13 protein-coding genes are annotated in these 19,000 nt (G+C 70.1%); 6 read left to right on the top strand and 7 right to left on the bottom strand.

From position 1 onward, the window contains the following. Window positions 1-3: 3 nt before the first annotated feature. Window positions 4-309, bottom strand: coding sequence for a DNA primase (locus SLW52_RS14590; protein WP_152236023.1), 306 nt, complete (start codon window positions 307-309; stop codon window positions 4-6). Window positions 310-342: 33 nt separating this feature from the next. Continuing rightward, window positions 343-2,094, bottom strand: a complete 1,752-nt coding sequence (aspS, locus tag SLW52_RS14595; protein WP_320740595.1) for an aspartate--tRNA ligase — start codon at window positions 2,092-2,094, stop codon at window positions 343-345. A 157-nt stretch (window positions 2,095-2,251) separates the two neighbouring features. Here aspS and SLW52_RS14600 point away from each other — a divergent pair, with 157 nt between their 5' ends. Beyond that, window positions 2,252-3,205: a DUF3011 domain-containing protein gene (locus SLW52_RS14600; protein WP_320740594.1), complete on the top strand. Its 954-nt coding sequence runs from the start codon at window positions 2,252-2,254 to the stop codon at window positions 3,203-3,205. 167 nt (window positions 3,206-3,372) lie between these two features. Here SLW52_RS14600 and SLW52_RS14605 read toward each other — a convergent pair whose 3' ends face one another. Together SLW52_RS14605 and SLW52_RS14610 are read right to left on the bottom strand one after the other, a co-directional pair. After that, the gene (locus SLW52_RS14605) at window positions 3,373-3,714 is read right to left on the bottom strand and encodes a zinc ribbon domain-containing protein (RefSeq protein WP_148828961.1); all 342 of its coding nucleotides are present in this window, start codon (window positions 3,712-3,714) and stop codon (window positions 3,373-3,375) included. 74 nt (window positions 3,715-3,788) lie between these two features. Further along, window positions 3,789-5,072, bottom strand: coding sequence for a cation:proton antiporter (locus SLW52_RS14610; RefSeq protein WP_320740650.1), 1,284 nt, complete (start codon window positions 5,070-5,072; stop codon window positions 3,789-3,791). A 509-nt stretch (window positions 5,073-5,581) separates the two neighbouring features. On the opposite strand from SLW52_RS14610, the gene SLW52_RS14615 reads away from it, so the two are divergent. Further along, entirely contained in the window at window positions 5,582-7,939 is a 2,358-nt protein-coding gene (locus SLW52_RS14615) for a TonB-dependent receptor (protein ID WP_320740649.1), read from the top strand. A gap of 70 nt (window positions 7,940-8,009) precedes the next feature. Continuing rightward, window positions 8,010-10,166 (top strand): phospholipase C, phosphocholine-specific, encoded by a 2,157-nt coding sequence (locus tag SLW52_RS14620; protein ID WP_320740593.1) that lies wholly within the window; start codon window positions 8,010-8,012, stop codon window positions 10,164-10,166. Between the two features lie 220 nt (window positions 10,167-10,386). Here the strand turns inward: SLW52_RS14620 and SLW52_RS14625 are convergent, their stop codons facing one another. Both SLW52_RS14625 and bla read right to left on the bottom strand, forming a co-directional pair. Next, window positions 10,387-11,310, bottom strand: a complete 924-nt coding sequence (locus SLW52_RS14625; protein ID WP_267083799.1) for an alpha/beta hydrolase — start codon at window positions 11,308-11,310, stop codon at window positions 10,387-10,389. A gap of 292 nt (window positions 11,311-11,602) precedes the next feature. Beyond that, window positions 11,603-12,511, bottom strand: a complete 909-nt coding sequence (gene bla / locus SLW52_RS14630; RefSeq protein ID WP_320740592.1) for a class A beta-lactamase — start codon at window positions 12,509-12,511, stop codon at window positions 11,603-11,605. Window positions 12,512-12,609: 98 nt separating this feature from the next. Between bla and ampR the strand changes: the two genes are divergently transcribed. Both ampR and SLW52_RS14640 read left to right on the top strand, forming a co-directional pair. Next, on the top strand, window positions 12,610-13,488 hold the full coding sequence (gene ampR, locus SLW52_RS14635; protein ID WP_267098160.1) for a LysR family transcriptional regulator AmpR: 879 nt from the start codon (window positions 12,610-12,612) through the stop codon (window positions 13,486-13,488). A gap of 206 nt (window positions 13,489-13,694) precedes the next feature. Beyond that, a complete protein-coding gene (locus SLW52_RS14640) occupies window positions 13,695-13,985 on the top strand; it encodes a hypothetical protein (RefSeq protein ID WP_043085650.1) in 291 nt (96 codons plus the stop codon). Window positions 13,986-14,427: 442 nt separating this feature from the next. Here SLW52_RS14640 and SLW52_RS14645 read toward each other — a convergent pair whose 3' ends face one another. Then, window positions 14,428-16,287 carry an ABC-F family ATP-binding cassette domain-containing protein gene (locus SLW52_RS14645; RefSeq protein WP_267101987.1) on the bottom strand — a complete coding sequence of 620 codons (1,860 nt, stop codon included), beginning with the start codon at window positions 16,285-16,287 and terminating at the stop codon, window positions 14,428-14,430. 252 nt (window positions 16,288-16,539) lie between these two features. Here SLW52_RS14645 and SLW52_RS14650 point away from each other — a divergent pair, with 252 nt between their 5' ends. Then, window positions 16,540-18,930, top strand: a complete 2,391-nt coding sequence (locus SLW52_RS14650; protein ID WP_320740591.1) for a TonB-dependent receptor — start codon at window positions 16,540-16,542, stop codon at window positions 18,928-18,930. Window positions 18,931-19,000: the final 70 nt, after the last annotated feature.

Below are 19,000 nucleotides of genomic sequence, written 5' to 3' on the forward strand. Positions count from 1 at the left end.
GGCTCAGCGCGCCGGGTGCGCGGCGTCGGCGTCGGCCTCTTCGCCGTCGCCCTCGTCTTCGTCGTCGCCTTCTTCTTCCTCGTCCTCTTCTTCCTCGTCGTCTTCCTCGTACTCGTAATCGTCCTCGCCGAAGTCCTCGCCGTCCCAACGGCCCTCCGGATCCGGCACGAACGCCAGCGGCGCGTTGGCGCCGCTGCCGGCGCGCACCAGCCAGCCGCCGAACACGCGCGCGCGCTGGGTGACGATGGCCTCCACTGCGCCCTCGTTGCCGAGGGTTTCCCACTCCAGATTGAATGCGGTCTCGCTCATGTGTCGGCCTGCGCTACGGTTGGAAGAAAGGGGTCACTGCGCCTGCGGGCGCACCTGCACGTGCACTTCGGCCAGCTGCGCGTCGGCGATCGGCGACGGCGCGTCGGTCATCAGGTCCTGCGCGCCGGTGGTCTTGGGGAACGGGATCACGTCGCGGATCGACTCGGTGCCGGCCATCAGCGCGGCGATGCGGTCGATGCCGAAGGCAATGCCGCCGTGCGGCGGCGCGCCGTAGTTCAGCGCATCCAGCAGGAAGCCGAACTTGGCGCGCGCTTCCTCGGCACCGATGCCGAGCAGCTCGAACACCGCGCTCTGCATGTCCGGGCGGTGGATACGGATGGAACCGCCGCCGATCTCGTTGCCGTTGAGCACCATGTCGTAGCCACGCGACACCGCGGTCTTGGCGTGGGCGCGCAGTTCGGCGATGTCGTCCACGGCCGGCGCGGTGAACGGGTGATGCAGGGCGACGTAGCGCTGCGCCTCCTCGTCCCATTCGAACATCGGGAAATCGGTGACCCACAGCGGCCGCCAGCCATCGGCGATGAGGTCGAAGTCCTTGCCGGCCTTCAGGCGCAGCGCGCCCATGAAGTCGGAGACCTTGCCGTAGGCGCCGGCGCCGAAGAACACGATGTCGCCGTTGCCGGCACCGACGTGGGCGAGCAGCGCGGCGAACGCGGCTTCGCCGAAGAACTTCTGGATCGGCGAGCTGATCTCGCCGCTGTCGGCGATCTTGACGTAGGCCAGGCCCTTGGCGCCGTACTTGGCGGCGTGCGCGGCGTACTCGTCGATCTGCTTGCGCGAGAGGCTGGCGCCACCGGGAATGCGCAACGCGGCGACGCGGCCGTCGGAGTCGGCGGCCGCCGCAGTGAACACCGCGAAGTCGCTGTCCTTGACCAGCTCGGCGACATCGGTCAGTTCCAGGCCGATGCGCAGGTCCGGCTTGTCAGAGCCATAGCGGCGCATGGCCTCGGCCCAGGTCATGCGCGGGAATTCGGCGGCCAGCTCGACGTCGACCACCTCCTTGAAGATGGCGCGGACCATCGCCTCGACGAAGTCCTGCACGTCGCGCTCGCGGACGAAGGCGAACTCCATGTCGAGCTGGGTGAACTCGAGCTGGCGGTCGGCACGCAGCGCCTCGTCGCGGAAGCAGCGCGCGATCTGGTAGTAGCGGTCGAAGCCGGCCACCATCAGGATCTGCTTGAACAGTTGCGGCGACTGCGGCAGCGCGTAGAACTCGCCCGGATGCATGCGCGCCGGCACCAGGAAGTCGCGCGCGCCTTCCGGGGTGGCCTTGGTCAGGATCGGCGTCTCGATGTCCTGGAAGCCGCGCTCGTCCAGATAGCGGCGCAGCGCCTGCACCAGCTTGATGCGGGTGCGCTGCATGCGCTGCATCTCCGGGCGGCGCAGATCCAGATACCGGTACTTCAGGCGGGTTTCCTCGCCCGGGTTCTCGTGCGCGTGGAACGGCAGCGGCGCGGCCTTGTTGAGCACGGTGATGGCGGTGGCGATCACCTCGACCTTGCCGCTGCGCAGCTTGTCGTTGACCGCATGCCGCGCGCGCACCACGCCCTCGACCTGCAGCACGTCCTCGTAGCCGAGGCTGGCGGCGACCTTGAACACCTCCGCGTTCTCCGGCTCCACCATCACCTGCACGATGCCTTCGTGGTCGCGCAGGTCGATGAAGCACACGCCGCCGAGGTTGCGGGCCACGTCGGTCCAGCCGGCCAGGGTGACGGTTTGGCCGATCAGGGTCTCGTCGACCAGGCCGCAGAAGTGGGTACGCATCGCTAGCTCCAAACAGGGGGCGCCCGGCGCAGAAGGCGCCGGCAAGCCCGGTATTCTGCGGCGGCGCGTCGGCCCGGGCAAATCGCGCATGACTCATCCTGGCTTAAGTTGGCCTGCGGCTATAGTCCGCGCACCATTCACGGGGAGGAGAGAACCCATGTTGAAGCACCTTGGTGGCTGGCTGATGATCGCCGCGCTGGCCCTGGCCAGCGCCCCGGCCGCGGCCCAGAGCGCCCGCGCCTACGCGCCGCAGGACCTGCGGCAACTGTCGGTCCCCGGGCGGGTCCGGGTGATCGAGCGCGAGTACGCCGACCAGTCGCGCGGCCGGCAGATCCCCGACGACCAGCTCGAGTTCTACCTGGACCAGATCGACCGCGGCTGGGGCTTCGGCAACATCCAGCAGGACATCGCCACCTCGCTGCGCGGCAGCGGCGGCGGCTGGCGGCAGGAACCGGGCTTCGACGGCCGCACCGTCGCCTGCTCCAGCAACGACCGCCGGCGCCAGCAATGCGCCACGCCGTTTCGCGGGCCTGCGCGACTGGTCGGCACCCTGTCCGATTCGCCCTGCATCGAAGGCCGCACCTGGGGCTCGGCGCCCGGCGTGGTGTGGGTGGACCAGGGCTGCCGTGGTCGCTTCGTCGAAGGTCGCGGCGATTGGGGCGGCAACTGGGGCGACGGCGGCGGCAGTGGCGGCGTGGCCGGCACCGTACGCTGCGAGAGCCAGGACCAGCGCCAGCGCGTGTGCCCGACCGGCTGGCGCAACGCCATGCTGGTGCGGCAGCTGTCGGACACCCGCTGCATCGAGGGCCGCACCTGGGGCTCGCGCGACGGCGCGGTGTGGGTCGACGACGGTTGTCGCGGCGAGTTCGCCCAGGGCCGCGGCGGCGGTGGCTGGGGGCCGGGCCGGCCGCCGCTGGACAGCGGCTACACGGTGACCTGCAGCAGCGACGACAAGCGCCTGCGCACCTGCGCCTGGGACCGCCGCCAGGGCCGCCCGGAACTGATCGAACAGCTGTCCGGCACCACCTGCGCGGAAGGCCGCACCTGGGGCTACGAAGGCAATACGGTGTGGGTCAACGGCGGCTGCCGGGCGCGCTTCGGGGCGCGCTGAGCCAAGGCAAGGGGCCGCGTGGCGTGCTGCGCGGCCGGATGCATGGCGTGACAGGTCGAGTTCGGGCGGCGCTTGCCCCTTTTGGATCGACCGCGACCGGGCAAGGCTCGGTCGCAGCTGAAGCCACTCCTACGAGAGGCCGCGGGCTTGGCGCGGCCTGGCGGGACTCAGGTCGCCGCAGGCTTGGCCGCGGCAGGCGCGGCGGCAGGCGTGGCCGCCGCAGCGGGCTTGGCCGGCGCGTCGGACGTCGTCGCGGCGGCCGCGGGCTTGCTGTCCCCGCTGCTGGCCGTACTCCCCGACTCGGCCAGGTTGCGCTTCTTGTCGCCATCCTTCTTGAAGTCGGTCTCGTACCAGCCGCTGCCCGACAGGCGGAACGCCGGTGCGGTGAGCTGGCGCTTGACCGCCGGGGCGGCGCAGGACGGACAGGTCTCGGGATCCGGATCGGACAGTTTCTGCAGGCGGTCGAAGCTGTGACCGCATGCGGCACATTGGAAAGCGTAGATCGGCATGGCGGCAAAAACGCGAGAGCAACGGAGGCGGCCAGTATGGGGGCCGCACGCTGGCTTTCAAGCGTTCCCGCTCATCACGCCGGCCCGGGCTGGGGCCGCGGCGCCGTTTCCGGCACGCCGGCAGGCGGCGTCGGTGCGTCCGCCAACGGCGCCTCGGCCACCGGCTCGTCCGGCGCCGTCGGTGCCTGCGCCGACGCGGGATCGGTCGGCGCGGCCGGCGCCGCCTCCAGCGGGCTGACGTCGAACGGCATGCGCAGCAGCAGCGCCGGCAGCAGCGTGGTCAGGGCCGCGTACAGCAGCAGGGCGCCGAACAGCGCGTCGGCGATGGCGAAGCGGTCGCGCAGGATGCCGGCCAGCACCAGGGTGAAGATCAGCGTCGGCGACAGCGCCAGCGACACCCGCAGGCTGCTGCGCGCGCCTTCGCCGAACAGCACCCGCCGCTGCAGCCACAGAATGCCGATGCGCAGCGGCAGCACGCAGGCGGTCAGGGCCAGGCCCAGGCCCAGTGCATGCAGGCTCAGCGCCCCGCTCGGCACCTTGGTGCCGGCATTGAAGAAGTAGAACGGCACGAAGAACGAGGCGAACAGGCGCACCGCCTGCAGGTTCTCGTCGGAGGCCAGCAGCGGCATGCGCTGGCGCAGCAGCCGCGCCACCAGCCCGGCGATGAACGCACCGACCAGGTAGTACACCCCCAGCGAATAGGTGATGTAGGCGGCAATCAGGCCGACCATCACCAGCAGCGAAAACTCCGACCCCGGCGCCTGCGGCGCCACCCAGCGCCCCAGGGCCACGAACAGCAGCGGCAGGCCGACCAGCATCGCCAGCAGCGCCAGGCTGGACAGGCCCATCTGCCAGGGATCGCCGGCCTGCAGGATCACGAACAGCGCCGCCAGCGCCAGCAGTTCGCCGGCGATGGCCTTGCTGGTGACCCAGAAGCGCTCTTCTTCGTCCAGCCCAAGCCGCCCCAGCGACTCGATGATGAAACCGGTGGAGGGGGTCAGCAGGGCCAGCGCCAGCAATCCGGCCGCCTGCCACGACAGCCCGGCGTAGCGCCAGGCCAGCCAGCCGACGCCGAACAGGGTGCCGCCACGCACCACCAGGTGCAGCAGCAGCGGCCACAAGCCGCGGCGCAGCGCCTTCGGGTCCACTTCCAGGCCGGCGAACAGGAACAGCGAGGAGATGCCAAGCGTCGCCAGCAGGGTCACCACCGGGTCGTGCGCGCGCGGCCCCATCGCCAGCATCGCGATGATGCCGAACAGCAGGCAGGTCAGCGGCGCCGGCATCTTGAAGCGTTGCAGCGCGCGCGGGATCACCAGCAGGGCGAAGATCAGCAGCAGGTAGATCAGTTCGTGGCTCATCAGGCAGGAGATTCCGGTGGGACCCGCTGGCGGCGGCAGCGGCAGCGGCAGCGGCGATGATGCCGGGTCGGCCGTGTGGTACGCCATCACGGGCCGCCTGCGGTCGCGCGCCCTGTGCGGCGCTGGCGCGAGGTGGCGCGACCACGCAAGGACATCGCATCGCTGCGACGGAACCCTCGCCCATGCCGGCAGACGTGCCGGACACGAATCGGATCCCGACCGCGCTGCGCACGCGGCGATCTCGCTGAAGGGCAATTCCGGCGGCCACCCGTCCAATCTCCGGATGGTGCACGTCAACGCCCCACCCGGAAAGCGACTGAGGCCAGCGCGGCCGCTGCGCATGCCGCAGCATCGCGCAAGGCAGCTTTCATGCCGATTTGCGCACGATGCATGGATTCACAAGATCGCGGTCACACGCACGAAACCGCTCGATCGGAGCATGAGGATCCCTCACGCAAACCGCGCACCCGATGACCGTTTCGGCGTATTTCCGCACCCCCACCCGCACCCTGCTGACCTTGGCGCTGGCCGCCAGCATCGCCAGCGCCCATGCCGCCGAGGCCAGCGACGGCGCCGACGGCACCGCCCCGGCCGATGGCAGCGACCGCGTCTCGACCCTGGACCAGGTGCAGGTGCTCGGCCAGGCCACCACCTACGCCAAGATCAACGTCAGCAAGGAAGCGCTGGACCGGCAGTTCGCGATGAGCAGCGTCAACGACGCGCTCAACGAACTGCCCGGCGTGATCGCCACCGAGGCCGATGCGTTCGGCTCCTCCGACTGGGGCACGCAGATCAGCATGCGCGGCTTCGTCACCAACCGCGACGACCAGCAGATCGGCACCACCATCGACGGCGTGCCCAACGGCGGTTCGGCCTACGGCGGCGGCTCCAAGGCCAACCGCTTCATCGACACGCTGGACCTGGAGACGGTGGAGGTCAGCCAGGGCACCGCCGACATCGCCTCGCGCTCCAACGAAGCGCTGGGCGGCACCCTCAACTTCCTCACCAGCGAGCCGCTGGACCAGCAGCGCGTGCGCCTGGCCTTCGGCATCGGCGACAACCAGGCGCGCAAGTACTATGCGCGCTACGACAGCGGCGACCTCGGCGGCACCCGCGCCTGGGTCAGCGGCTCGCACGCCAGCAACGACGACTGGATCGACGGCAGCGGCCACACCACCCGCGATCATCTTGCAGGCAAGTTCGTCAGCGACCTCGGCGCGTGGACGCTCAGCGGCTACCTGTCCTACGACGACGCCAACGAATCCGAGTACAGCAGCGTCACCCCGGCGCAGTTCGCCACCGACCCGGACCACGACCTGCTCACCGGCACGCTCACCGGCTTCCCCTACTACGACCAGAACTACCGCTCCGGCTCGCGCGCGCTGCGCAAGAATACCTTCGGCTACCTGCGCGGCCTGTTCGACGGCGGCAACGGCTTCAAGGCCACGCTGACCGGCTACGCGCATCGGATGAAGGGCCGCGGCGACTGGATCCCGCCCTACCTGGTCGACGTCAGCAACGATGGCGCCGGCCAGCCCGAATCCGAATACACCGGCGGCCACACCGTGTACGGCGGCAGCGCCCTGGGCAAGCTCTACTTCGTCACCCCGAGCGGCGCGGCGGCGAGCATGCTGCCCGGCTGCGCCGACACCGCGACGCTGCCGGCCGAGTCCAACCCGGCCTGCTACCCGGCCGGCTCGCTGCCGGTGCAGTCCTACCGCCACAGCCACTACGACAACCAGCGCGGCGGCGTCACCGCCGACGTGGAATGGGCGCAGGACTTTGGTGGGCTGCACAACACCGTGCGCGGCGGCCTGTGGCTGGAACGCTACGACCGCAGCGTCACCCGCGACTGGCACCGCCTGCTCAACGTCGGCACCAACATCGCCTTCGACCACGTGCCGTACTGGGTGCAGTTCAAGGACGACTACCGCACCGACGAGCAGATGTACTACGCCGAGGACGTGATGCGCTACGGCGACTTCGCCTGGCGCGTGGGCGTCAAGCAGTTCTTCGTCGATCAGACCCGCGACCGCCGCATCGGCGACGCCGCGCACATCGAATCGGATTCGCACTCCGATCCGCTGTTCTCCGCCGGCCTGACCTGGACCACGCCGATCAAGGGCGTGGAAGCCTTCGCCGGCTTCTCGCAGAACTTCGCCGCGATTCCCTCCGGCGTGCTCGGCGAGACCGATCCGCTGGTGCTGATCAAGGTCAAGCCGGAAACCGCCGACAACGTCGAGGTGGGTCTGCGCATGAGCCGCTGGCCGCTGACCGGCAGCATCACCCTGTACGACATCCGTTTCGACAACCGTATCGTCTACGTGCCGGCCAACTTCGTCACCGGCATCGACTACCTGGGCGAGACCGATGGCGTCTACGAGAACTTCGGCGGCGTACATGCACGCGGCGTGGAGCTGGCGCTCGGCTACGCCTGGGACAACGGCTGGCGGCTCAACGGCGCCTACACCTACAACAAGGCGACCTACCTGGGCAGCGGCAACGCCGCACGCGACCAGGCGCTGGAGATCGCACCGGGCTCGCAGGTGATCGGCCAGCCGCGGCAGACCCTGGTGCTGTCCGCCGACTGGCAGGGCCAGCGCTGGCACGGCGGCCTGTCCGGCCGCTACTTGGGCCGGCGCTACCTGGACGCAGCCAACAGCGCGGCGCTGGATGCGGTGACCACCTTCGACGCCAACCTCGGCATCGCCCTGGGCGGACTGAGTCCGCAACTGCAGCAGGCCAAGCTGGACCTGGTGATCAGCAACCTCACCGACAAGCGCTACCTCAACGGCGTGGACGGCAGCGACAGCGCCTTCATCGCGCCGCCGCGCACCGTCGGCCTGACCTTCATGGTCGACCTGTAACCGGCGCCGTGGCAGTCTCGCGGCGGCGGCCGATCCCGGCCGCCGCCGCATTGCGCCTCCCCGGACCCCCATGACCGACCAGACCCGCCGCCGGCTGCTCCGCGCCGGCCTCACCGCCAGCGCCGCCGCGCTGCTGCCGCCGAGCATCGCGCGCGCCGCCGCGATCGCCCCGGACGTGCGCAGCGGCACCCTGGACGACCTGCAGCACGTGGTGATCCTGATGCAGGAGAACCGCGCCTTCGACCATTACTTCGGCAGCCTGGCCGGCGTGCGCGGCTTCGGCGACCGCTTCCCGATCCCCGCCCCGCCGCTGCCCGGCACCGCACCGCGCACGGTGTGGCTGCAGCCCAGCGCCGACGGCAGCCGCCACCTGGCGCCGTTCCCGCTGCGCACTGCGCGCGACTTCGCCACCATGCGCGTGCAGGGCACCCCGCATACCTGGCCGAACGCGCAGCAGGCCTGGGACCACGGCCGCATGGGCCAGTGGCCGGCGGCCAAGCGCGACCACGCGCTGGCCCACTACGAACGCGACGACCTGCCGTTCCAGTTCGCCCTGGCCGACGCCTTCACCGTCTGCGACGCCTACCACTGCGCGATCCAGGCCGGCACCAATCCCAACCGCATCTTCCTGTGGACCGGGCAGAACGATCCGCATGCGCGCGCCGGCGGTCCGGCCATCGCCAACTCGCACGACAACTTCCCGGAACTGGGCGGCGACCCGGACGACTATCGCTGGCCCAGCTACGTCGAGGCGCTGCAGCAGGCCGGCGTGTCCTGGCAGATCTACCAGGACATGGCCGACAACTTCACCGACAACCCGCTGGCCGGATTCGCACCGTTCCGTGCGGCCTGGCGTGGTGCACCCGGGCACGATCCGCAACTGCGCGCACGCGGCGTCAGCAGCCGCAGCCTCGCCCAGTTGCGCGAGGACGTGCTGGCCGCGCGGCTGCCGTCGGTGAGCTTCATCATCGCCGACGCCGCCGGCAGCGAGCATCCCGATCCGTCCAGCCCGGCGCAGGGCGCGGCCTACACCGCGCGCGTGCTCGATGCGCTGACCGCCGATCCCAAGGTGTGGGCACGCACCGCGCTGCTGCTGATGTTCGATGAGAACGACGGCTTCTTCGATCACGTGTCGCCACCGGCCCCACCCTCGCCCGATCCGTCCGCGGCCGGCGGCTGGGCCGGCGCCTCCAGCGTCGCCACCGACGGCGAATACCACCTGCATCCTGCGCCGGGCGAAGCCAAGGCCGATCCGCCGGAGCTGCGCGGGCGTCCCTACGGCCTCGGCCCGCGGGTACCGCTGTACGTGATCTCGCCGTGGAGCCGCGGCGGCTGGGTCGATTCGCAGGTCTACGACCACACCTCGGTGCTGCGCCTGCTGGAGCGCCGCTTTGGTGTCGCCGCCGCCGGCCTGACCCCGTGGCGCCGCGCGGTCTGCGGCGACCTGCTGAACGCCTTCGATTTCCGCCAGGCCGACACCCGTCCGTTCGTCGCCGACCTGCCGGATGTGCGCGAGGCAGCGGCGCGCGCCGCCGCATTGCGCGACCACGCGCTGCCGCCACTGCCGGCGCAACTGCAGGCGCCACGACAGGCCTTCGGCGTGCGCCGTTCGCGCGCCCTGCCGTATCGGCCGACGGTGCAGTTGGAGTTCGTGCAGGCGCGCGGCGAGGTGCAACTGCGCATGGCCAATACCGGCGCGGCAACGGTGCTGCACGTCTACGACCGCTACGACCTGGCCGCACTCCCGCGCCGCTACACGGTCGGCGCCGGCGCGACCCTGGACGGCACCTGGACCACCTACGACGGCAGCTACGACCTGTGGCTGCTCGGCCCCAACGGCTTCCACCGCCACTACTGTGGCGACCTCAGCGCCCCGCTGCTGCAGGCCGAGATCGTCCAGGAGCCGACCGACGCGCAGGCGCTGTGCCTGGTCCTGCGCAACCCGGGGACCGCCCCACTCAGCGTGTCCCTGGAACCGGCCGCCTACGCCCAGGCACAACCGCGCCAACGGGTGACGCTGGCGCCCGGCGCCGAGCAGCGCATGCGCTGGAATGCCAAGCCGAGCGGCGGCTGGTACGACCTGTGGCTGATCCAGGACAACGCGCGTCAGCGCCTGGCCGGCCGCCTGGAAACCGGCAAGCCCGGCATCAGCGACCCGGCCATGGGCGGACCGGCGCGGCTGTATCAGGAGAGCCCACCCAACTATCAAGGCCCCGGACCTGTCTGAGGTGGGCGGATTTGGGATTGGGGATTCGTGACAACGTCCGGGATTTGGGATTTGGGATTTGGGATTGGGGATTTGGGATTGGGGATTTGGGATTGGGGATTTGGGATTGGGGATTTGGGATTGGGGATTGGGGATTTGGGATTGGGGATTGGGGATTCGTGAAAGCGCAATCCGTGCGCTGACACGCTCTTGCCAATCCCGAATCCCGAATCCCGAATCCCTAATCCCGGCTCTTAAGCACCCCGATCGTCCGCAACCAGGTCTCCACGAGCTGCGGCCACTGTGCGATCGGCAGGTTCTTGGCGCGCAGGCCGAAGGCGTGGCCGCCCTGGGCATAGATGTGCATTTCCGTCGGCACGTCGGCATGGTTGAGTGCGACGTAGTACGCCAGCACCTGCGAGATGCCGTCGACATAGTCGTCCTGCGCCTGCAGCAGGAAGGTCGGCGGGGTGTCGGCGACGACGCGGATGTCCGGACGCAAGGCCAGATCGGTGGGATTGCGGGTGTCGTCATCCTCGTCCTCGTGCACCCACAGATGGCCGGGATACACGGCGATGGCGAAGTCCGGGCGGCAGCTCACGCGGTCGGCGGCATCCACCAGCGGATAGGTGCGCTTGGCGAAATGCGTACTGGTCGCGGCGACCAGGTGGCCGCCGGCGGAAAAGCCCATCACCCCGATCTTGTGCGGGTCCACGCCCCAGGTGGCGGCCTGCTGGCGCACCAGGCCCAGCGTGCGCTGCGCGTCCTGCAGCGCGGTCTGCACCTTGGGGTAGTAGCGCCGGTCGTTGACCCAGGTCGGCCCGGAGTTCGGCACGCGGTACTTCAACAGCACGCAGGTGATGCCGCGCGAGACCAGCCAGTCGCAGATCTCCGTGCCCTCCAGGTCCATCGCCAGCATCTGGTAGCCGCCGCCGGGAAACACCACCACCGCGGCGCCGGTGTTGTGGCCCTGCGCCGGGTACACCGTCATGGTCGGCCGGCTGACGTTGTCGATCCTGGCCCCGGGCCCAGCCGTTTCCGGCTTCGGATGCGGCAAGGCATCCGGCACCGCGCCAGGCCAGATCGGCACCTGCACGTGGCCCGGTGCGGGTTCCCAGACCCGCGCCTGCGCGGCGTGGGCAGACAGACCGAGGGCAATGGCCAACGAACAGCACACGAATCGACGCATGGGACGCTCCGAACAGGGTGGGGAATGAAAGGGACCGCACGATCAGTGAGCACGGCCGCGGTGGCCGTGGCCGTTGGTACAACGCGGGCGATCGCGCGCGGCATCGACACGTGGCGTCGCCGATGATCGCGAGCAGCGTCTCGTACGCATGGCTGCGGTTCCCGCTCGTGGGATCAGCCGCGACGGACCTTCGCGGTAAAGCCTGTCGCGGCCGAAGCCGCGCCTACGGGAGATCGACCTGCATCAGGCGCGACAGCGCGCAACGCGCCTAGCCAGTACGCAGCGTCTGCGCGGGCAGCGAGGCCACGACCGCCTGCGCCACCGCTTTCAGCGTCGCATCGCGCGCGGCGCTGTCGACCGTAGCGCCGTTGAGATAGGCGGTGAGCAGCAGCGGCGTGGGCCGTCCCGGCGCCCAGACGATGGCGATGTCGTTGCGGGTATCGGTGCCGTTGCTGCCGGTCTTGTCGCCGATCTGCCAGCCCGCCGGCAGGCCGGCGCGCAGGCAGTCGTTGCCGGTACGGTTGTCGCGCATCCAGGCAATCAGGCGCTGTCGCGACACCGGCTGCAGTACGTCGCCGAGCAACAAGGCACGCATCGTCGCCGCCATCGCCGCCGGCGTGGTGGTGTCGCGCGGATCGCCGGCGACGAATTCGTTCATGCCCGGCTCGTTGCGGTCCAGTTGGGTCTGCGTATCGCCCAGCGCACGCAGAAAGCGGGTCACGCCGGGCGGGTCGCCAACCAGCGGCAGCAGCAGGTTGGCCGCGGTGTTGTCGCTGTAGATCATCGCCGCGCGGCACAGTTCGACCACGCTGAGGGTGGCGCCGACATGGCGCTCGGACACCGGCGCATTCGCCAGCAGATCCGCCTTGCGCACCGGCACGCGCCGCTCCAAGGCCAGCTCGCCGCGGTCGACCCGCTGCAGCACCGCCCCTGCCAATAGAAATTTGAAGGTACTGCACAGCGGGAAGCGCTCGTCCTGGCGCTGTCCGCCGAGCGTTGCGCCGCCGCCGTCGAGCAGGCTCACGCCGAGCCGACCGCCACTGCGACGCTCGATCTCGGCCAGCCGCAGTTGTAGCGTCGGCGTCGGGTTTTTCGCGTTTTTTGCCTGTGCACCAGCCACGACCAGCAGGCTCGCGCCCATGCCCACACCCTGCAGGAACCGTCGTCTCGTCAGCATCGTCCACCTCCGTCGGGAGCCAGGATGATGGCCGCATTGACCCACCCCCACCAGCGAGGTTATTCAATCGCACCCATGAGCCGAATTGATACCTGGCGATGATCCGTCCGCATCTGCCGTTGAACGCCCTGCGTGCCTTCGAGGCCGCGGCGCGGCACCAGAACCTGACCCGTGCCGCCGCCGAGCTGTGCGTGACCCAGGCCGCGCTCAGCCACCAGATCAAGCAACTGGAGGCGCGCCTGGGTGTGGTGCTGTTCCAGCGCCTGCCGCGCGGCGTCGCCCTGACCGACGAAGGCTTGCGCCTGCATCCGGTGCTGACCGAGGCCTTCGACCGCATCGCCGGGACGCTGCAGCGCTTCGCCGGCGGTCGCTATCGCGAGACGCTGAGCGTGGGCGTGGTCGGCACTTTCGCGGTGGGTTGGCTGCTGCCGCGGCTGGACGCCTTCCACGCCGCGCACCCGGACATCGAACTGCGCGTGTACACCCACAACAACCGGGTCGACCTGGCCGGCGAAGGCCTGGACCTGGCGATCCGTTTCGGCGATGGCGACTGGCAGGGCCAGCACGCCACGCCGATCCTGGACGCGCCGTTCGCGCCGGTGTGTGCGCCGGCGCTGGCGCCGCTGTTGCGCACGCCCGCCGACCTCGCCAGGACCACCCTGCTGCGTTCCTACCGGCTGGACGAATGGCCGCGCTGGCTGCAGGCCGCCGGCGCGCCCGAGGTGCAGGCGGGCGGCCCGATCTGCGATGCCTCGCTGACCCTGGCCAGCATCGCCGCGGCCGGCCACGGCGTGGCCTTGCTGCCGCTGCGGCTGTTCGCCCAGGACCTGGATGCCGGGCGACTGGTCTGTCCGTTCAGCACCCGCATCGACCTGGGCCGCTACTGGCTGACCCGGCTGCGCTCGCGCGCGGAAAGCGACGCCGCCCGGCGCTTGCGCGAGTGGTTGCTGGCCGAGCAGGCCGCACTGGCCGACTGAGCGACACCGCTGCCGCCGCATTGGGCGCCAGGAGGGCTTGGGCACACGCCGGCACGCACTTTGCTTCGCCTACCAGCAAGGCCTGACAGTAATGTGAAGAATTTGTGCACTGCCGCTTGGCGGCCGGGCAGGCCCGAAATATGATCCTGGTCGCAGTCGCACTGTGCGCCGGGGATGGCGCTGACCGTTTCGGGGGAAACATGCTGATGAACCGTGCTGTCCTGACCGCCCGTCCGGGCCTGGTCTCGCGTGACGTCGTGCTGGCAGCCGTCCTGGGCTGCCTGTGTGTGCTGCATCTGGCCTACTTCCTGCGCGGCGGCGCCAGCGAATGGCATTGGGCGCTCAGCGCCGCTGGCCTGGCGCTGATGGCGCTCAAGGCCGGCCTGCGGCCGACGCCGACCGCCCGCCCCTCGCTGCAGAGCCTGCGCTCGCGCACGCCGCTGGACTGGGCGGCGATCGCCGGCGGTCTGCTGGTCGTGGCCAGCGCCGCCGCCTGAGCGGCACGGGCCGGCGCCGCGCGCGTCGGCGGATGCGATCGTCCTCATCCTGCACGGCATGTCCGGCGCGCGCGCAGCCCTGGGCGCTGGCGCAGGCAATGCAGGTGGGACTTGCCGTTGGCTGAGGCGATGCGGCGTCGGGGCTGAAGCCTCTCCCACACCGGGTACGCCGGCTCACGTTCCGGCCTCGCCTGGAGCGGCGTCAAGAAGCGATTGAAGCCCCTCTCCCACCGGGAGAGGGGTTGGGGTGAGGGTACGGCGTCATGCACGGCCGGCCATTAAACTCCCCCGGCACCCGCACCTCATCCGCCCCTTTGGGGCACCTTCCCCCGAAAAGGGGGCCATGGTCCCGCAGGGAGAAGAAACCGTCAGCTCGACGTGGATCGTCCGTGCTCGCCGGCACACACCGGCACACACCGGCAATGGCGAGATCCACAGAGGCTCAGGCGCCGTCGATCAACTCCATCCACGTCTGCTCGGCCTGGGCCAGGTCGCGCGCGGCGGCCTCGCGCTCGCGGCCCAGCACCGCCATCTTTTCCGCATCGGCATAGTGCTTGGGATCGGCGAGCTGCCGGTCGAGCTCGGCCAGCGCCGCTTCCAGTTCGCCCACGCGCTTCTCCGCGGCGGCCAGCTTGTGCGGGTTCGGCGGCTTCTTCGCCGGCAGCGGCTTGACCGGCGGCGGCGGGGTCGGCGCGGCCTCGGCCAGTTTCTGCTTGGTGCCCTGCGCGGCCGGGCGGGTGCGCAGCCACGCGGCATAGGCGTCGAGGTCGCCGTCGAACGGTTCGACCACGCCGTCGGCCACGCGCCAGAAGGTGTCGCAGACCAGGCCGATCAGGTGGCGGTCGTGCGAGACCATCACGATCGCGCCCTCGAAATCGCTCAGCGCCTCGGCCAGCGCCTCGCGCATCTCCAGGTCGAGGTGGTTGGTCGGTTCGTCGAGCAGCAGCACATTGGGCTGTTGCCAGGCGATCAGCGCCAGCGCCAGGCGCGCGCGCTCGCCACCGGAGAACCCGTCGACCGGCTCGAACGCACGGTCGCCGGGGAAATTCCACTTGCCGAGGAAATCGCGGAACGCCTGGTTGCTGGCGTCCTTGTCGATCTCGCGCATGTGGTCCATCGGCGACTGGCCTTCGTGCAGCGACTCCACCGTGTGCTGAGCGAAGTAGCCGATACGCAGGTCCGGATGCGCCATGCGCTCGCCGGCGATCGGCGGCAGTTCGCCGACCAAGGTCTTGACCAGGGTGGTCTTGCCGGCGCCATTGGGGCCGAGCAGGCCGATGCGCTGACCGGCCTCCAGGCCGAAGCCGACGTTGTGCAGGATCACCGCGTCGGCGCCGTAACCGGCCTCGGCGTGATTGAGCCGGATCAGCGAGAACGGCAGCTTGGCCGGCGGCGCCAGTTCGATGCGGAACTCACGCTCGGCGCGCACCGCCTCGGTGCCGGCCAGCTTCTCCAAGCGCTTCATCCGGCTTTGCGCCTGCGCCGCCTTGGAGGCCTTGGCCTTGAAGCGGTCGATGAAGCTCTGCAGGTGGGCGCGCTCGGCCTGTTCCTTCTCGTGCGCGATCTGCTGCTGGCGCAACTGCTCGGCGCGCTGCCGCTCGAAATCGGTGTAGCCGCCGGTGTACAGCTTGGCGCCGCCGTTGTGCAGATGCAGGGTGTGGGTGGCGACGTTGTCGAGGAACTCGCGGTCGTGCGAGATCAGCAGCAGCGTGCCCGGGTATTTCAGCAGCCACTGCTCCAGCCAGTACACCGCGTCCAGATCGAGGTGGTTGGTCGGTTCGTCGAGCAGCAGCAGGTCGCTGGGCATCATCAGCGCCCGCGCCAGGTTCAGGCGCACGCGCCAGCCGCCGGAGAACGAGGACACCGCGCGGTGATGGGTCTCGGCCGGGAAGCCGAGGCCGTGCAGCAGCTTGCCGGCGCGCGCATCGGCGTCGTAGGCGCCCATCTCGGCCATCTTGGTGTGGGCGGCGGCGACCGCTTCCCAGTCCTCGCGCGCGGTCGCCTCGGCCTCTTCGGCCAGCACCGCGGCCACCGCGGTGTCGCCGCCGAGCACGAAGCTCAGCGCCGGGTCCGGCAGCGACGGGGTTTCCTGGGCGACGCTGGCGATGCGCACCTTGCCGGGCAGGTCGACGTCGCCCTTGTCGGCCTCCAGTTCGCCCTTCACCGCCGCGAACAGGCTGGACTTGCCGGCCCCGTTGCGGCCGACCACGCCCACCCGGTAACCGGCATGCAGGGTGAGGTCGACATTGGACAGCAACAGCCGCTCGCCGCGGCGCAAGGCGAAATTACGTAGGGAAATCAAGGCAGGGCACTCGGCTAGCGAGGCGGAAGTGTAGCCGCTTCGCCCGTCCCGGCCCACCCGGGGCGGCGACGCAGCGCGGTCCGAGGCGGCGCGCGGGCCGCCGCGAAAACCCGACCCAGGTCCGTTTTTGTATACGCGCCCATGTGAAAAACGGATTTCAATCCGATGGCACACGCTGCACCGCAGCATCCACCCCGCCCCACCGGAAATCGCCAGACCCGCGCCAATCCCCCAGCCAGGAGTCTCCGCCCGATGACGCAACGCCGCCTCCCCCTCGTCCGTGCCGTCCTGCTCGTGCTCGCCTCCGGCAACAGCCTCGCCCAGTCCCAGCAGGCGCCGACGACGCTGGACAACATCATCGTCACCGGCACCCGCATCGCCGACCGCACGGTGGCCGAATCGCAATCGCCGATCGACATCATCGCACCCGAGGCGCTGCAGGCCACCGGCGCCAGCGACCTCGCCAGCGCGCTCGGCAAGCTGCTGCCGTCGCTGAACTTCCCGCGCCCGGCGATCAACGACGGCAACGACGCGTTGCGCCCGGCGACCCTGCGCGGCCTGTCGCCGGACGCGGTGCTGGTGCTGCTGGACGGCAAGCGCTACCACACCACCTCGCTGGTCAACTACAACCCGTCGGTCGGGCGCGGCTCGGCGCCGGCCGACCTCAATTCGATTCCGATGTCGGCGATCGCGCGCATCGAAGTGCTGCGCGACGGCGCCTCCGCGCAATACGGTTCCGACGCCATCGCCGGCGTCATCAACATCGTGCTCAAGCACGGCGCCAAGGCCGGCAGCAACAGCGTCTCCGTCAGCGGCGGCATCATGGACAAGGGCGACGGCGCGCAGAACGGCATCGACGGCTCCTACGGGCTGGCCTTCGGCGGCGCGCCGGGCGGCGAGGCGCCGGGCTGGGTGCGGGTGTCGTGGAACTACCTCAACGCGATGAACACCAACCGCGCCGAGAACACCGACAAGGCCACCACCCTGGCCGGGGCCGCCAACCCCAGCGGCGTTCCCTACGAGCGCTACGGCGACCCCGCGCTGAAGACCTATCAGGGGCTGGTCAACTTCGGCTACGCGCTCACCCCGCACGTCGACCTGTACGGCTACGCCAACGTCAGCCGCCGCGAGGTGCTGTCCAACGGCTACTACCGCGCCTGGGACAACAGCGACCGCAACGTGCCGGCGGTCTACCCCAACGGCTTCCTGCCGCAGATCTACAACCCGTCCAACGACCGCGCCGCGGTACTCGGCGTCAAGGGCAGCACCGACAGCGGCTGGACCTGGGACGTCTCCGCCGACTACGGCAAGAACGACGTCACCTTCGACCTGCGCAACACCATCAACACCAACCTGTACTGGAGCACCGGCGCCTCGCCGACGCGCTTCAACGCCGGCGGCTTCCGCAACGAGCAGAACGCGCTCAACGCCGATTTCAGCAAGTCCCTGGACTGGGGCCTGGCCTACCCGGTCAACCTCGCCTTCGGCGCCGAGTACCGGCAGGACAAGTACGCCGTGGTGGCCGGCTCGCCCACCTCGATCTACTTCGACCCGAACGCCATCAACCCGGACACCGGCGCACCGTATCCGGGCGGTTCGCAAGTGTTCCCCGGCCTGTCGCCGACCGTGGCGGGGCAGTTCCAGCGCCACAGCAAGGCGGTGTACGCCGACCTGGAAGCGGACCTGAGCGAGCGCCTGTCCGGCGGCGTGGCCGCACGCTACGAGGACTACAGCGATGCCGGCACCACCCGCTCGGGCAAGCTGTCGGCGCGCTACCAGCTCAACGACGCCTTCGCCGTGCGCGGCACGATCTCCAACGGCTTCCGCGCGCCCTCGCTGGCGCAACAGAACTACGCCTCGGTGGTGACCCTGCCGGTGGACGGCGTCCTCAGCCAGATCGGCACCTACCGCACCTCCGACCCGGTGGCGATCGCGCTCGGCGCCAAGCCGCTGGCGCCGGAGAAATCCACCAACTACAGCATCGGCGCGGTCTGGCAGCCCGGCGGCGGCTTCAATTCCACCCTGGACCTGTACCAGATCCGCATCTGGGACCAGATCCTGTATTCGGACCAGATCTCGCTGGCCGTTCCGATCGGCCAGGTCAGCGCCGCACAGTTCTTCGTCAACGGCGCCACCACCCGCACCCGCGGCGTGGACTGGGTGAGCAACTACCTGCTCGACCTCGACCGCGCCGGCACGCTCAACCTCAGTTTCAGCGCCAACTACAACAAGATCGAGATCCTGGAGATCTCCGATCCGAACTTCGGCCGCGCCAGCCAGGGCCTGCTGACCGATGCCACGCCGCGCACCAAGTACGTGCTCAGCGGCGACTGGAGCCTGGCCGGTTGGACCCTGCATGGCGACGCCACCCGCTATGGCGCGATCACCCGCCGCGGCGACGAGGCCGACGGCAGCCAGGACCAGGGCTTCGCCGCGCGCTGGCTGCTCAACCTGTCCACCAGCTACGCCTGGCACGACCTGACCTTCACCGTCGGCGCCGACAACGTCACCAACCAGTACCCGACCCGGACCGCGCTGAACAACATCTACGACGACCGCCCCAACGGCCTGCAGTACTCGCCGCTGTCGCCGTTCGGCTTCAACGGGCGCTACTGGTACGGGCGAGTGAGCTACCGCTTCTGAGCGACCCTGGCGGGCGTCGCCGCGATGGGCGACGACGTCCGCCACGCGCGATTCGCGCGGCCGACAGGCC

The organism is Xanthomonas sp. LF02-5 (genome assembly GCF_034105325.1).
GTDB lineage: Bacteria > Pseudomonadota > Gammaproteobacteria > Xanthomonadales > Xanthomonadaceae > Xanthomonas_A > Xanthomonas_A sontii.

Coding starts and splice junctions, on each gene's coding strand:
- SLW52_RS14590 (WP_152236023.1), bottom strand. CDS start 309: ATGAGCGAGACCGCATTCAATCTGGAGTGGGAAACCCTCGGCAACGAG.
- aspS (WP_320740595.1), bottom strand. CDS start 2,094: ATGCGTACCCACTTCTGCGGCCTGGTCGACGAGACCCTGATCGGCCAA.
- SLW52_RS14600 (WP_320740594.1), top strand. CDS start 2,252: ATGTTGAAGCACCTTGGTGGCTGGCTGATGATCGCCGCGCTGGCCCTG.
- SLW52_RS14605 (WP_148828961.1), bottom strand. CDS start 3,714: ATGCCGATCTACGCTTTCCAATGTGCCGCATGCGGTCACAGCTTCGAC.
- SLW52_RS14610 (WP_320740650.1), bottom strand. CDS start 5,072: ATGAGCCACGAACTGATCTACCTGCTGCTGATCTTCGCCCTGCTGGTG.
- SLW52_RS14620 (WP_320740593.1), top strand. CDS start 8,010: ATGACCGACCAGACCCGCCGCCGGCTGCTCCGCGCCGGCCTCACCGCC.
- bla (WP_320740592.1), bottom strand. CDS start 12,511: ATGCTGACGAGACGACGGTTCCTGCAGGGTGTGGGCATGGGCGCGAGC.
- ampR (WP_267098160.1), top strand. CDS start 12,610: ATGATCCGTCCGCATCTGCCGTTGAACGCCCTGCGTGCCTTCGAGGCC.
- SLW52_RS14640 (WP_043085650.1), top strand. CDS start 13,695: ATGAACCGTGCTGTCCTGACCGCCCGTCCGGGCCTGGTCTCGCGTGAC.
- SLW52_RS14650 (WP_320740591.1), top strand. CDS start 16,540: ATGACGCAACGCCGCCTCCCCCTCGTCCGTGCCGTCCTGCTCGTGCTC.